This window comes from Tardisphaera saccharovorans (assembly GCF_046635845.1).
GTDB lineage: Archaea > Thermoproteota > Thermoprotei_A > Marsarchaeales > UBA168 > UBA168.
On record NZ_JAQQXN010000001.1, the window covers coordinates 117581 to 131586 of the forward strand.

Consider the following 14006-nt stretch of genomic DNA (forward strand, 5'->3'; position numbering starts at 1 on the left):
TATAGTTTATGTCGCAAATACTTATTAGATCAGAGCTCTATGTAGCTGAAATGAACAAGGCTCTGATCGGAATTTTACTATTAGCTTTGGTGGCGATAGTGAGTGCTATCGCCTTAACCTATCGCGGTAATTCCGGGAAGGTCACGCTTACGGAGAGCGGCTCAACGTTGCTCTACCCGCTTTTCAACGAATGGGCCGCGAATTACACCGCGGCTAAGATCACTACTCAAGCTACGGGCAGCGGGACCGGCATATCGGAGGCTATCTCTGGAACGGTAGTGATCGGGGCTTCGGACGCTTTCATGACCAATCCCCAGGTCGAGAGCAATCCCGACATGTTAAACATTCCAATAGCCATATCATCCCAGTACGTGGCGTACAACTTGCCTGGGATGAATAACACGCATTTGGTATTATCTGGGCCGGTAATAGCGGCCATATACAATGGCTCGATTCACTACTGGAACGATCCAGCCATCGAAGCCCTGAACCCAGGAGTCCAGTTGCCTCACCAGATGATAGTGCCAGTGTTCAGGTCTGACGGAAGCGGCGACACCAACATGTTCACTTTGTTCTTGAGCAGAAGCGACCCTTGGTGGAATCACACTGTGGGTTATGGCACCAACGTCAACTGGCCGAAAAACCCAGCTTTGCATGGGGCCGTAGGTAACTCGGGCATCATAAGCTTCATGGCCGAAACCCCTTACTCGATAGGTTACGTGGCCATGACCTATACAGTCCAGGTAAAGCAGGCAGGCCTTGGTTACGCGGCCTTGATCAACAGGGCGGGTAACGCTGTTCTGCCAAGCACGGCTACGGTCATGAATGCCGCACAACAGTACCTGAACCAGATCCCCGCCGACGGAAGAATAGCCATAGCCTTCGCTCCTGGGGCGGACTCATATCCCATAGCCACCTTTGAGTACGTCATAGTGAAGAAGGTTCAGCCCAGTTCCGCGGTCGCGGTCGCTGTGAAGAAGTTCCTGACTTGGGCCGTTTCGCCCAACGGAGGAAGCTCAGAATACTACATGGGAAAGCTTGATTTGATTCCCCTACCTCAATCAGTTGTAAGCAAGGTGGTCCTGCCCTTAATCGATCAGATAAGTGGTCCGCCTTGAAGGCTGATGAACTTGCCATATCGATCGCGTCAACCATACCTGTGGCCTTTATCTTAATTATTTTTGGCTTCCTAGTTTTCAAGGCCTATCCTTCAATGGTTTACAACGGCATTAAGTTCTTTACGAGCTACGTTTGGAATCCGGGTGACATATCGGCTGAGCCCATAGTGGTGCGCGGCTTTAAGGTCTCTCCTGGAGCGTCTTTTGGCATACTTCTGTTCTTGACCGGCACACTTATAACTTCAGCCGTAGCCCTCCTGCTCTCTCTTCCCGCGTCCATATTCGCCTCCATAGCGCTAGCGCTTTACCTGAACGAGAGGATCAGGGCCGTCGTGTCGAGTGCGCTGGGTCTCTTCGCAGGGATCCCAAGCGTCATATACGGGTTATGGGGAGTGGTCTTTCTCGAGCCCACGCTATACTCTCGCGTCGAGCCGGAGATGAGGGCTCTTTTGGGTTTTATCCCGTTCTTTTCTGGGCCAATATACAGCGGGTCCGGTATTCTGGCGTCGAGCCTTGTTCTCGCGCTTATGGTTTTTCCCATAAGTACCTCCATAATTTATCAGTCAGCGGTTTCCCTTAGAGACGCGGCTGTAAATGATGCCTTGGCGCTGGGCGCCACGAAGTGGGAGGCTGGAAAGCTCTTGCGTTCAATGATGAGAAAGCAGATACTTGGCGGTGGGTTGTTGTCGCTTGGCAGGGCGCTTGGGGAGACCATGGCCGTTTTGATGACATGCGGAGGGGCAATAAACTCCATGCCAACAAACTTCTATTCCCCGATCAACACCATGGCTGCTGCCCTCACCGCTCTTCTCGATAGCGCTTTCATAGACCCCACGGGAATGGTGTTGTCGTCGCTTGCCGAGTTGGGAGTTACTCTGCTCCTGATATCTGTGGCCTCAAGCATGATAGGAAGGGCCATCCTCGGAAGGGTGGCGCTAAGAGGTGAGCTGGAGTGAAAGAGCGCAGCATGACCTTGAGGTTGGCAGAGGACAGTCTTGCAAGGGCGGTTGGCATTGGGGTGATATCGGTGCTCTTTTCAGCTCTCTTGCTCATAGTCTACTACGTCACGTCCGGTGCTCTCTTCCACTTCTCGTGGGATATGCTCACTACCTTTGGAAACACGACGTCTGGAGGGATTTTGAACGCCATCATTGGCACGTGGCTTCTGATAGGTATCTCCACAGCCATATCGTTCCCTTTAGGCATTGTGACGGCAATCTACTTAGCTGAGTATCGGGGAAGGCTTAGCGGTCTCATAAGGCTTAGCATCGACGTGCTTGCCTCGGTCCCATCAATGGTGCTTGGTCTTTTCGGTTACCTGGTCTACGTCATATACCTAGGAATGGGGTTCTCGCTTTTGGCAGGCGGATTGACGCTTTCGCTCATGATGGTGCCCTACGTTGCCAGATCCAGCGAGATCGCCTTCTTGAACGTGCCAAAGGAGCTGAGGGAGGCCGCCTACGCTCTGGGAGCCACCAAGTGGCAATATGTAAGCAGGGTACTTCTAAGGGCCGCGTGGCCCTTGGTCGCGTCCGGCGTTGTTTTGTCTTCATCCATAGCGGCCGGAGAAACCGCGCAGCTGCTTTACACGGCTGGATGGAACACCGGACTTCCATCGGCCCTCATTCACTCCCAGGTTCCATATCTGACATACGTTGTGTGGTCTGGCATAAACCAGCCCTCGGCCTATGCCAATGGCTTGGCGTACGTGTCTGCCGAGGTTTTGATAGTCACCGTATTCTCGCTGATGGTTTTGTCTAAGGTCTTAGAGAGGAGGGGAATTGCATGGAAACGCAGCTGAGCTCTGAGCTGAACGAGAGGATTGCGGTCAAGATAGAAAACCTCACGGTGAGGACGCGCAGCGCTGGACAGCCGCCTATCCTAGATCGCGTGAGCTGCGAGTTTTACGAGCACGCCATAAACACGGTTGTTGGTCCCTCGGGAAGCGGTAAGAGCACCTTGCTCAGGGCCATAAATAGGCTAAACGAGATAAACGGCCTTGTCACCGAGGGCAAGATCATCGTGGATGGCAAAGACGTCAGCCATATGAACGCTATTGAGTTGAGGAGAAAGGTTGGCATGGTCTTTCAACAGCCAAACCCGTTCCCAGGCAGCATCTTCGATAACGTGGCCTTTGGTCCCAGGCTTCACTGGAAGATGACAAAGAGGGAGCTAAATGAAGTAGTAAAAGACGCTCTGGAGCGGGTCGGGCTGTACGAGGAGGTCAAGGACAAGCTCATGAGCTCGGCGATGACGCTTTCAGGAGGCCAAAAGCAGAGGCTTTGCATAGCAAGGGCCATAGCCGTTAGGCCATCGGTGTTGCTTATGGACGAACCGACTTCCTCTTTGGATCCCAAATCCAAATCCGTGATCGAAGAACTCATGATCAAGCTAAAGGGAGAAGCCACGATAGTGCTGGTCACACATGACATATCGCAAGCAAAGCGCGTTTCGGACCACGTCATATTACTCAGAAACGGGCGCGTGGAGAGCAGTGAAGAAGCGGAGAATGCCTTGAAATATGAGTAAGGCATTGCGACGAATCTAAACCGTTGCTTGCTGTGGTTTAAAGATGGGATTGGTTTGTGCATGAGAACCGCGAAGTTTGATCAGCATGCTTAATTTTGGTGGTGAAATGATAATTATGAGCTCAAGGGAAGCGGCGCTGCTCAAGAGGCGGGCTGAGGCTTTTTTGAGAAATGCTCAATCTCTTTTCAACTCAGGGGACTATGATCTGGCCATGTTTAGTCTTGAGCAGCACTGCCAGCTTCTGGTTAAGTATTGCCTCTTTTATCTGGAAGGCACATATCCAAGGACGCATTCGCTCACGCAATCGTTAAGGGAGCTCGCGAAGCGCGATGAAGGCGTGAGGGAACTGCTTCACGGAGAGAGTTACTTATACGTAACAAAACTTGAGGATGCTTACCTTGCCTCAAGGTACATTCCAAGGGAGTATGACAAGGAGGAGGCAGCGCCCACGCTAACCTTTGTCAAGGAGGTATTTGATCTCATTGTCCAACAAACTGTCCGTGCTTAAGAACTACCTAACGTACGCGAAGCGCGCCAAGGAGATAGCGCTTGCGTACGATCCCTCGGTAAAGGTGCTCGTTTTTGGTTCAGTGGTAAGGGGAGATTATACAGGCGCCAGCGACATCGACCTGCTTGTTATATCTGAGAAGGAAGAGCTGCGCTACAGCATGGAAGCGAGCATAAGGGAGGGAGTTCCGGAGGCCCCTTTGGAAGTTCACTTCGCGACGCCGCAGCAATATAGGACCTGGTATTCTAGGTTCATCGACGTGTTCGTGGAGGTTTGAATGTTACAGAATTTCATTATGACCGCATGCGACATCACGTATCTCAATAAATTCTATTTCCATGGGGCTGTGCTTGGTTAATCTCGATCGCCGATTTTTAGTTTGATAAATTAACTGACCGAATTTCGGGGACTTTGGTCATTTTACTTTGGCAAAGGATCCTGTGGTCTGGGAGCACCCAGTTACCATCGAGCTTTTCATTGCTACGGTCATTCGGATCTTCTCATCGGCTTGTTGCCCCCTTTATCCTGTTCTCTATGAACTCGACGATGTGGTCGGTTTCCGATACTCACTCTCCATCCCTGAAGTTCCTGTCCAAGCTTGCCGGCGAGTGCAAGGAGCCCAATATGCTCCAGTGATACCAAGGCGCGACGTACCTCTTAAGTCCTTCAGGTGGAGCTCATTTCCGATGGAGCCAATTTCATGCACAATGGCGTAAAGTCCCTGCAGCGGGCCGTAAAGCGTGGTGTGCCAGCTCCTTCCTCCCCCTTCCATATTCCGAAGAAGTAGGGGACGGAGGCAAGGCTTTCTAAAAGTTCATTGTTTTCTTCATCGCCTTTGGCGACGATGTTCATTATCATGGTGTCAGGGGCGAAAGCCCTGGTTCCATGAAGTCCACGCGGTAGTTGGTTATCATGTTCTTCTGCGGGTCTCCTCCTCGCAGCACGTGCTCCCTCATATGTGCTAAAACCTCGTCCACGTCGAGCCCCGCGGTTGTCGCCATTGCCTTTGAGGTCGTCATGGCCGATCTTCTTAACATGGTCAATATCTTCAGGTCGACCTCGTCGCAGGGTATTGCGTCGGTGTTGGCCCTCTTTATTTCCCTTTTGACCTTGAATGAGTAAACTCCTTGCTTCCAACTACCGGTTGCGTAATCGAAAACCGTTGGGTCCAGACTGTAACTTTACCTTGGTTCAGACGACTTGATGACCTCATAGCCCTCGAATATCCCTCTTTCGGTGAGTTCCTCTACGGCGTTGATGTATTTCCTGCGTTGCGCCTTGGGAATGAGGTGCCTGGTTATGAAGATGCTTTGCGCTAGGGCGCTTCCAAGGCCCACCATATACGAGCCCGGTGTACTTAACAGGTTCTCGAACGCGTCGTTTAACGTTCTCATTAGAGGGTACTTGGCGCGCACGAGAATCCACGCGTCTTCCAGGCCTATCCCGAAGAAGTTGACGGAGGCATGAGTCACCAGTCCCTTGGTAGCCACGTAATTCCTGTACAGAAGCAGCGCCTTATCGCCTAGGCCGCTTACCTCGCCTATGCTTTTCAAGTCAAACTCTTTTGTGTTCTCTATTCCATTTATCGGGCCGCGCATCCTCTCATCTAGAGAGCTGTAACTCACAAGTGGAAATGACTGGTATTTATAAACTTTTATGAAAGATTTATTGCTTGTCAACATTAATACCTTTGATTTTTAATAAACTAACGCGGATTTTAGAGCCGCATTGGAGATAACGGCTTTGCTTGCTGGCTAACCTTGAACTCATCGCAGTTCCGGAAGCTCGTTTTCCGCTAAAACCCTCGCGTTTCCCTGGTTGTCAATCTCAACCTTGGCGATAGAGCCGTTATCCATGGTGAGCGACCTGTACTGGCTCAGCGGGATGCCCTTAATGTTACAGAGTAGCAACCTGCCTACGTCCTTGTGGGTGATTATGGCCACCGCATCTAGGTCCTCTTCAAATAACGCATGCGTGAGGTCGCTCCAAAATTCCTTGATCCTGGCATTGGCGTGCTCAATGGTCTCAGATGTGTCTGGTCTGTGTCTCTCAGGGTTCTTTAGGTATAAGGCGTAGAGCTTTGACCACTTCTTCTCCACTTCCGCCCTCGTCAACCCCTCCCATTCGCCGTAGTCAAGCTCGCGCAACCTGTCATCTATGACTAGCGGTGCCTCCAATTTTGAGGAGATCACCCTGGCAAAAGCCAGAGCCCTGTGCAAATGGCTCGTGTAAACCCTGCCAACGCGTTCGTGCTGCCTGAGCAGATAGTCGGCTACGTCTTCTGCTTGCCTCAGGCCATTTTCGGTAAGCTGTGGGTCGCTAGATCCGCAGAACCTGTCCTCTACGTTGAAAACCGTTTCTCCGTGCCTGATTATGTAACAGATCTTAAAGTGCTTAGTTGCCTCCTGATTTATGGCAAGCTCCTTTTTGAAGTCCTCCTCGCTTCTGTCTTCCTTCAAGTAGTTCTCGGAAATCATCCACGGCATCTTCGGACTACCCATCCCCTCTATACCAACGTAATCTAGCTTCTCAAGGGATCCCTTGTCTAAGAAGAATGATGCCTTCTTTATCTGCTTGGCACCGAGGTTCTTGAAGTAATCGTGATAAAGGCGCATGGTATTGCCGGTGTGGGTCTCGCCGGACACCAGAAGCACCCTTTCCAATAGGCTTGCCGGGAACTTTGCCCTGAGCAGCATGTCATCAAAGCGCCTCCCCTCTACCCACGTGTACTTCCTATCTATGACGACCAGGGGCCTATGACCAAGTACGCCTGATATGAGAGCTCCCATTATGGCCCCTCCTCTGCCTATTCCCACTATCACTGTAGGAGAAAAACCATCTCTTGACATCTCCTGAGAGATCTTCTCGGCGGCACGCGTAGCATCCTTCCAGCTCAGTTTTTTCATCTTTGAAAGGCGCTCAAGGATGTAAAGCACGGAGGAAACTGAGCCTATAACGCCCAAGCTTATGTCAACTATCACTAGCCATGACATAATTTCTAAAACTCGATCGCGTTCGGTTTTAAGTTTTCCGTGAAGGATTTCGCGAAATTCAACGAAAGCAACTTACAACATGGCGAGCTATCGGGCTTCGCGCCCGCTCGTTCTTTTTGTGAATCCCTCGAGGATTGCGTTGTAGCCTTCTCTGTTCTCCCACGTGGTGATGTGAGAATAATCCCTTAAAGGCGCCGAGCTCCGATCTTCCGATCCTTTCGTGAATGACCTGCGATACGTTTGGCGTCATCTCGCCGTATTCTCAGACGGTGATCAACGTGAGAACGCCGATTTCGGGCAGACGATCAGCAATGTCCCGGTTCTTTATGGTTCCGGTTATAGCAAACTCGTTTGGTTCATCTATAATCTTGCAAACGTTCCTCTTTTCAGCGTAGCCAAGAGATGTCTTTACTTGCTCCGCTACCTGTGGATGCCCGAGCAAGTACTTGGAATAGAACTCCTGCACGGTGCGCTGGTAAGCGGTATCTACTTATCGCCGGTTTGCTCGAAGCGCCTAATGGCCTCCCTTGACTCCCTCGAGAGCCCCTGTATTAACCTTTTCATCCCATCAGGTCAATCGCGTTTGACGCCGAAGGTAAAGACACGGGTTCTCGGGGTTAGCGGATCTCGTAACTTACCGCCTTATTGCTGGCCCTTGGAAGCCCTCTGAAGCGCGGATCTCGTAACTTACCGCCTTATTGCTGGCCCTTGGAAGCCCTCTGAAGCTATGTACAACTTTACGGGCGTTACATGTCGTTGCACCCTGCCTGCCTTACCGTCTTCTGTGGACGGTGATATGACCTGGCGCTCGCGTAACCTCGAACCGGATTAGGCGTCTCTTTTTCTGCCTGGTCGTTGGATTCTTTTTTAGGCGCCCTAGAACTTACGAGCTTACTTCGGTCACGACGCGTTTCCAGCCCTTGCTAGACGCCGGCGCGGCGATTACGCAACGCGCGTTGGATGTGCCTTGACTTGAAACGGCGCAAAGCTACGCAGTGAGTTCTTTTTGAGGAACCAGAAGCTTTTGCAGCTCCTTGTCCGCGAAGTACATCCTCCTGTAAGTCACGATGGGAAGGTCGGCATGTATGAGCCTATCACCGACCACATCTCCGAGTTGGCTTGAGACCACCCTTCTGTCTTGGTGAAGCACGTAAACGTTGAAAGGCATCAAAACCTTTGCCAACAAGCTGTCAATTGGGTTAACTCCTGAAGCTCTAAGATACGCGATGATGTATACCTTGGTGCTTTTATCATTAACTGGCGCAAAGAAGGCCACGATTCTCAGCCCCTCAGATATGTGGTTCTCCCATACGTTGGGATATATGAACCACAGGTAGTTCTCCTGCGCGGTGACGTCTACCTCTTCTGCCCTCAGCAGCTTTTGCCCCACGTCTACCTCGTTGTGAGGGTAAACCTTGAAAGAGAGGTCATCGACTCTCTTTACGACCGGCCCTTGAGCAACGATCCTTCCTCCCCTTCCTATGGTATTCCTGTGCACGAAAGGAAGGTGAAACACGTCGAGCTGGTTTTCGACGGCTCTGGGAAGGGGGATTGGCCACACCTCCCAATGCTCCGCGCGCGCGGAAAGACCAGCCAAGTCGTCGAGGAACCTAGGTCCGGGTGAGGGCTCGCCCTCGCCGTACCAGAGCCAAATTATGCCGAACTCTTCGTGTGTTGGAATCGAGCTGGCCTTTATGTGCGCTGGGAGAGGCGTGGCCCTTCCCATTGCCGGCACGGTCACCACGTTGCCGTTTCCATCAAACTGAAAGCCGTGGTAGGGGCACTCAATGCGGTCACCAGCTACGTTGCCCAAGGAAAGCCTCGCACGCCTGTGAGGGCAGAGGTCCCGAAGGGTCCAAACCCTTCCTGACGTTCCCCTCCACACGACGAGGTCAAGCCCAAGCCTTTTGACCCCTATGGCCTTGCCCCTCTTTACTTCTGAAGAAGAAAGCGCCGCTATCCACATAAATTAAAGCCGCCACGGCTGATAAGCCTTGAGCAAAGCAAAGGCGGCACTTAAGGTAAAGCATCGAGCGGAAGCGGCAACGATTCCGGAATAGTAAATACCTAACTAGTAACTTAACTCGAGATAAACGCGCGTCGCGTCCGGACGGGTGAATCTAAGCGGTCTTTGCGACGAGATCATCAAAACGCAATACGGTTTTAGGTATATATCAAGCATCGGTTCTCGGCTCGTTTTACGCCCCTCTGTGCTTGTCCATAGCGAGCTCAAGCGCTAGTTAGGTGCCGGACCTCTGTTGGTTGCTAGCTCTTACCTCTTCCAGCAGCCTTTTGGCGACTTCAACTACACCCTCGGCCATCTTAAGGGCCTCCTCTCCATCCCTTTTTGAGTAGAGGCGGTCTGGTGGCAACCCGCTTTCCGAGTCGCCGTACATTGACGGCTCCCTCTCCCTCCTCAGGACCCTTGAGAAGTAGGCCAGCTCGTCCACGCGTTCTGCGAACCAGGCCGGAAAAGAGCGCTTCATCTCCCTCAGCACCGGGCCCACGTCATGAAGTTTTGGCACCTGAGCGCCCACAAGGCTCAAACACGCCTTAAGCGAGAGCTCTACGGCTTCCTGGCACTGCCTGACCACGTAAGCATAGTTTCCCTCCTCTTGTGCCATGTTTGCGTACTTCACCCTGTCCTCTGCCTGATTAACGTAAGAGAGAGCCAGATCTAGGCTATTCGTAGTTTATCACCTCACCCCCTTTGTAGTTGTGCTTCCTCCAGTACCATGCCTTTCCGAGCTTCACTCTCTCGTAGCCCAGCTTTTTCAAGACCTCCCTTTCCCTTTCCAGTACCTTTGAGAAGAAGTCGTCCTTGTCGTATAGGATAAGGGCATCTTCGGTGAGATCCATGTAGAAAGTAGAAAAGCCGTCCGCCTCCTCAGGCGTCTTCATTATGGGCGATACCTCGACTGAGTAGCCCTTTGCCCACGCGGCGGCCAGCTCGTCAGCCAGCTCCCTTTCGACCTCGTCGAACAGCTTTGACCTGTCAAGTTGGCCCTCGGGTAGCCCTCTGGTCACTATGAGCACGTCAAGGTCGCTATCCGCCCTTGAGTCACCTCTCGCAACGCTGCCGAAAACCACCACGGATACGAGGTCGTCGCCGAAGCGCCGCTTCAGAACCTCTAGGAGCTTGTTAGCTATGGAGGCGTAGGGTTCTTGCACGAAGGCTTCAGGCGTTCGTTTAAAAGTCTTCTCAAGTGCTGCCGTCTTTCCATGAAAGCACGCGATCTTGCAACTCCGTTGGTCGGAAACTAGCGGATAGCCTCTTCAGTAGGTCGGGGACAGGTTTTTCTTTTGGCAATGCCAGAAGACCGACGCGGGCGCTGCCGTCTAGTAGAACGAGGTGTATTGAGCTTTTCCTTCATTTTTAAGCAATGGGCTTTTTTCGCGGTCGCTAACGCTGTTGCGCGCTTATCAGCAAGCCCGTTTTTGCAATGCAATTGGGGAACTGCAAGTCATGGGATCATTCCATTGAGGGGCTGGCAGAGATAGCTTACGCACCCCACGAGACCTTAGAGATAGTAAGGAAAGGACACGAATAGCCGAGAAGACGTCGGCCATAGTTGAGCTTAACCCGCTTTGACTGATAAGCTCGGGCGTCCTCATAGCCAGGTCACCGAGGAGAGGGGCGACGACTTGGGAAGGTACCCAGCGAGGCGGGAGTGAGGTCGTCCGTGATGGGGAAGGTAAGGGAGAGCGCTGGAAGGTACGTAACGCTTTACGCGAATGACGGGAAGGCAGAGGAGGCAAAGGACATATACGTCAAGGACGAGCTTGATGAGGTTTGGGAAATGCTGGGATGCGAGCCCGTGCAGAATTCATCCTTCTTCACTAGAGGCCCCGCCCGTAAGGGCGGGGTAGTTTACCCTCCCAAAGCCTTGATTGGTTTATGCCGCGAGCGCGCACCGCCACAGCGGCTTGTGTTGGAAGGAAGTTGTTCGACGCTACCCTTGCAAGGGCAGCCAGAACCAGCCTTTGGAAGCTTTCAAGCATGCTTTGCAGCTTCCGCCGCCTTGAAGAACATGGGCCAGAAGGGATCCTGCGCTGGTCTTCTTATCCTTTCCTCGCTGCCGTCTTTCCTCGTTAAGGACACGTAGTTGCCGTCGACAACTTCTCCTATCACGCCCGCCCTAATTCCCCCCTCTTCGAGGATCCTGATCGCTTCTTCCGCTTTATCCCTCTTAACCGTGGCCACCATCGTTCCCTCGCTTATTGAAGAGTATAGGTCAGCGCTTTTGCCCGTCAGATCGGCAAAAAGTTTCACTATCTTCTCGACCCTCTCGTCATAGAAAAGATCTTCCTCGCGCACGATTATTCCATGGCCGCTTGCCTCAGAGATGTCATTGAGCGCTCCCCATACTCCATATTCGGTGGCATCGTGCATTGATGTGACGCCCGTTCTCAGGCCTATCTTTGAGAGAGCCATGGCGTCTTTTACGACCGATTGCATGTAAAATATGCCGGATGCCGCATGCGCGAAGTCCTTACCGTAGCTTTTCTCAACGACATTTGGGAACATGGCGGCAAGTATTCCAGCGGCCTCGATTGCCGGGCCTTTTGTCACTATGACCACGTCCCCGGGCTGGGCCATCTGCGTGGTCACGTAGCCCCCTTTTGGCGCAACGGAAAGCATGGTCATGCCTCCTATCATGGGGTAATCCGTCCCCTCGTACTTTCCGGTATGCCCTGCAACTATTGAAATATCGAGCCTCTTGCACTCGTCGCTTATTCCCCTCCACATCTTTTCAAATTGGTCTCTTTTCATTTTCTTTGGCAGGTTAAGGTCTATGGCCGCGTACATGGGAGGAGAGCCCGATACGGCCACATCGCTGGCAAGGATGTGGACGGCAAACCAAGAGCTTCTTTCCCAGCCGTATTCAGGTACCACGAACACGGGATCCGTTTTTACTATCAGGGCCCTATCGTCCAGCTCGATAACCCCAAAGTCAACCCCCGATCTCGGCGGAACCACAACCTCTTTTCTTTTCTTTCCGAGGTTTCTGTATATTATCTCCTCAAAGATTTCCGGGGGAAGCTTTCCAAGGTCAGGAAGGTCGCTCACGCGATAGGAATGCGTTGATCATATAAGCATTTATAAGCTGCTTAAAATTCAGGTCATGAAGGTCCTTCCCAAGGGGCTCTATGGGATAACGGTCAGGAGATGGGGTCATGATCACGCAACGAGCGCCAAACTTCTTCTTGAGGCTGGCGCAAGAATAATTCAGTACAGGGAAAAAGAGCCGCTGTCAGCAAGGGAAATGATAGCTCAGGCGAAGAAGGTTAAGGAGCTCTGCGAATCATACGGAGCGCTTTTCATAGTGAACGATAGGGTAGACGTTGCGTATGCGTCTGAGGCGGATGGCGTTCACGTGGGACAAGAGGACTTTCCGGCAGGAATTGCGAGGAAAATGCTTGGGGACGCGATAATAGGGGTCTCGGCGAGCACGGTCTCAGAGGGGGTCAAGGCGGAGGAAGACGGTGCGGACTACGTGGGCGCGGGTTCCGTATTTCCAAGCAGCACGAAGCCGGAGGAAAGGATTCTTGGCATTGAAGGGCTCAAGCAGCTGGTGGGTCTCGTCAAAATACCGGTTTATGCGATAGGGGGGATTAGGCTCGAGCACGTGAGGATGCTCAAAGGCCTTGGCGTAGCGGGAGTCGCCGTGATATCCGCGATATTTGCCTCTGAAGAGCCGAGGAAGGTGGCGAGGAGCTTCGTGGAGGAGTGGGAGAGGGAATAGTAGACTTTTAGCTCAAGCCCTGATATGTCCCATGCGCTTTGCCATGACCATAGCGGGTTCGGACTCGGGCGCTGGGGCTGGGATGCAGCAGGATTTGAAGACCTTCACGGCCCTTGGGGTCTATTGCGCAACGGTTATCACGTCAATAACAGCTCAGAACACGTTCGAGGTGACGGCCATATACGACCTCCCGGCGAAAATGGTGGAAGCTCAGATTGAGGCGGTTCTTGCGGACTTCAACATCACTTACGGGAAAACTGGGATGCTCAGCAATGGTGACATAGTGAGATCCGTTGCGAGCAAGGCAAGAGAACATGGGCTAAAGCTCGTAGTTGACCCAGTAATGGTTTCGAAGAGCGGGGCGATCCTTCTAAGGCACGAGGCGATGGAGGCGCTAAGGAAGGACCTACTGAGCGCTGCATTCATGACCACGCCCAACGTTCCTGAGGCAGAAATCCTATCTGGGATCAACATAAAGGGCGTTGAGGACATGGAAGAGGCAGCCATGAGGATAGGGGACCTTGGCCCAGATCATGTCGTGGTCAAGGGAGGACATCTGCAGGGAGCGCAGGTAACCGACGTTTTCTACGATGGGAAGGCGATTAAAAGATTTTCATACCAGAGGATAATAACAAAAAACACGCACGGGGGAGGAGATACGCTTTCGGCCGCAATAACGGCGTACCTTAGCAGGGGTTACGACCCCTTAAGGGCTTACTCGCTTGCTAGGAGGTTTATGCAGAGGGCCATAGAACACGGTTTGAGCATAGGTAAGGGATATGGGCCAGCAAACCCGGCATATAGGTGGTTAAAACGACCTTTCCCTCCAAATCATCATAAAATCCGTAGCGGTTTCGATGGAGAAGGCCGCGCAAGCCTTGCGAAGTTTTGCACCTCGTGGCCCCTCTGTTTGTTTGGGGAGAACTCGCTAAGGCCTTGCAAGGCCATCAGCGTTCACCTTGCCCATATCTGATCGTTTTCAAGGTGTCGAGCAGCGCGGAGTTTTTCGGCGACAGGATTTTTGAAAGCTTTTTTAATGCGGCTTTTGTTGCTTTTTGACCTTTTGAGCATGGTTGACTAAAGGTTTAGGCTAAGCAGGCCTTATCGTGGT

General features: G+C 52.3%; 16 protein-coding genes. 8 read left to right on the forward strand and 8 right to left on the reverse strand.

Annotated elements, in window-relative coordinates:
• Positions 1 to 50: 50 nt before the first annotated feature.
• From pstS to PRZ02_RS00705, 6 genes are all read left to right on the forward strand, one after another.
• Positions 51 to 1118, forward strand: a complete 1068-nt coding sequence (gene pstS, locus PRZ02_RS00680) for a phosphate ABC transporter substrate-binding protein PstS (protein WP_449463935.1) — start codon at positions 51 to 53, stop codon at positions 1116 to 1118.
• A complete protein-coding gene (gene pstC, locus PRZ02_RS00685; RefSeq protein ID WP_449463936.1) occupies positions 1115 to 2074 on the forward strand; it encodes a phosphate ABC transporter permease subunit PstC in 960 nt (319 codons plus the stop codon). Before pstS ends, pstC begins: the two co-directional genes overlap by 4 nt.
• Positions 2071 to 2919 carry a phosphate ABC transporter permease PstA gene (gene pstA, locus PRZ02_RS00690; protein WP_449463937.1) on the forward strand — a complete coding sequence of 283 codons (849 nt, stop codon included), beginning with the start codon at positions 2071 to 2073 and terminating at the stop codon, positions 2917 to 2919. The genes pstC and pstA overlap by 4 nt, the downstream gene beginning before the upstream one ends.
• Positions 2904 to 3647, forward strand: coding sequence for a phosphate ABC transporter ATP-binding protein (locus tag PRZ02_RS00695; protein ID WP_449463938.1), 744 nt, complete (start codon positions 2904 to 2906; stop codon positions 3645 to 3647). The genes pstA and PRZ02_RS00695 overlap by 16 nt, the downstream gene beginning before the upstream one ends.
• 115 nt (positions 3648 to 3762) lie before the next feature.
• Positions 3763 to 4155 carry a HEPN domain-containing protein gene (locus PRZ02_RS00700; RefSeq protein WP_449463939.1) on the forward strand — a complete coding sequence of 131 codons (393 nt, stop codon included), beginning with the start codon at positions 3763 to 3765 and terminating at the stop codon, positions 4153 to 4155.
• Entirely contained in the window at positions 4130 to 4432 is a 303-nt protein-coding gene (locus tag PRZ02_RS00705) for a nucleotidyltransferase domain-containing protein (RefSeq protein ID WP_449463940.1), read from the forward strand. Before PRZ02_RS00700 ends, PRZ02_RS00705 begins: the two co-directional genes overlap by 26 nt.
• Positions 4433 to 5009: 577 nt before the next feature.
• Here PRZ02_RS00705 and PRZ02_RS00710 read toward each other — a convergent pair.
• From PRZ02_RS00710 to PRZ02_RS00745, 8 genes are all read right to left on the reverse strand, one after another.
• The gene (locus PRZ02_RS00710) at positions 5010 to 5192 is read right to left on the reverse strand and encodes a hypothetical protein (protein ID WP_449463941.1); all 183 of its coding nucleotides are present in this window, start codon (positions 5190 to 5192) and stop codon (positions 5010 to 5012) included.
• A 144-nt stretch (positions 5193 to 5336) separates the two neighbouring features.
• Positions 5337 to 5780 carry a hypothetical protein gene (locus tag PRZ02_RS00715; protein WP_449463942.1) on the reverse strand — a complete coding sequence of 148 codons (444 nt, stop codon included), beginning with the start codon at positions 5778 to 5780 and terminating at the stop codon, positions 5337 to 5339.
• 141 nt (positions 5781 to 5921) lie between these two features.
• The gene (locus PRZ02_RS00720) at positions 5922 to 7148 is read right to left on the reverse strand and encodes a histidine phosphatase family protein (RefSeq protein WP_449463943.1); all 1227 of its coding nucleotides are present in this window, start codon (positions 7146 to 7148) and stop codon (positions 5922 to 5924) included.
• Between the two features lie 262 nt (positions 7149 to 7410).
• Entirely contained in the window at positions 7411 to 7614 is a 204-nt protein-coding gene (locus tag PRZ02_RS00725; RefSeq protein WP_449463944.1) for a hypothetical protein, read from the reverse strand.
• Positions 7615 to 8136: 522 nt separating this feature from the next.
• On the reverse strand, positions 8137 to 9114 hold the full coding sequence (locus PRZ02_RS00730) for a Rieske 2Fe-2S domain-containing protein (RefSeq protein ID WP_449463945.1): 978 nt from the start codon (positions 9112 to 9114) through the stop codon (positions 8137 to 8139).
• Between the two features lie 274 nt (positions 9115 to 9388).
• Positions 9389 to 9823, reverse strand: coding sequence for a HEPN domain-containing protein (locus PRZ02_RS00735; protein WP_449464419.1), 435 nt, complete (start codon positions 9821 to 9823; stop codon positions 9389 to 9391).
• A gap of 7 nt (positions 9824 to 9830) precedes the next feature.
• Positions 9831 to 10319, reverse strand: coding sequence for a nucleotidyltransferase domain-containing protein (locus tag PRZ02_RS00740; protein ID WP_449463946.1), 489 nt, complete (start codon positions 10317 to 10319; stop codon positions 9831 to 9833).
• An 823-nt stretch (positions 10320 to 11142) separates the two neighbouring features.
• Positions 11143 to 12219, reverse strand: coding sequence for an AIR synthase family protein (locus PRZ02_RS00745; protein ID WP_449463947.1), 1077 nt, complete (start codon positions 12217 to 12219; stop codon positions 11143 to 11145).
• Positions 12220 to 12274: 55 nt separating this feature from the next.
• Between PRZ02_RS00745 and thiE the strand changes: the two genes are divergently transcribed.
• Both thiE and thiD read left to right on the forward strand, forming a co-directional pair.
• Positions 12275 to 12895 (forward strand): thiamine phosphate synthase, encoded by a 621-nt coding sequence (gene thiE, locus PRZ02_RS00750; protein ID WP_449463948.1) that lies wholly within the window; start codon positions 12275 to 12277, stop codon positions 12893 to 12895.
• Between the two features lie 31 nt (positions 12896 to 12926).
• Entirely contained in the window at positions 12927 to 13868 is a 942-nt protein-coding gene (gene thiD / locus PRZ02_RS00755; protein WP_449463949.1) for a bifunctional hydroxymethylpyrimidine kinase/phosphomethylpyrimidine kinase, read from the forward strand.
• Positions 13869 to 14006 lie beyond the last annotated feature (138 nt).

Coding starts and splice junctions, on each gene's coding strand:
- pstS (WP_449463935.1), top strand. CDS start 51: ATGAACAAGGCTCTGATCGGAATTTTACTATTAGCTTTGGTGGCGATA.
- PRZ02_RS00695 (WP_449463938.1), top strand. CDS start 2,904: ATGGAAACGCAGCTGAGCTCTGAGCTGAACGAGAGGATTGCGGTCAAG.
- PRZ02_RS00700 (WP_449463939.1), top strand. CDS start 3,763: ATGAGCTCAAGGGAAGCGGCGCTGCTCAAGAGGCGGGCTGAGGCTTTT.
- PRZ02_RS00710 (WP_449463941.1), bottom strand. CDS start 5,192: ATGTTAAGAAGATCGGCCATGACGACCTCAAAGGCAATGGCGACAACC.
- PRZ02_RS00720 (WP_449463943.1), bottom strand. CDS start 7,148: ATGTCATGGCTAGTGATAGTTGACATAAGCTTGGGCGTTATAGGCTCA.
- PRZ02_RS00730 (WP_449463945.1), bottom strand. CDS start 9,114: ATGTGGATAGCGGCGCTTTCTTCTTCAGAAGTAAAGAGGGGCAAGGCC.
- thiE (WP_449463948.1), top strand. CDS start 12,275: ATGAAGGTCCTTCCCAAGGGGCTCTATGGGATAACGGTCAGGAGATGG.
- thiD (WP_449463949.1), top strand. CDS start 12,927: ATGCGCTTTGCCATGACCATAGCGGGTTCGGACTCGGGCGCTGGGGCT.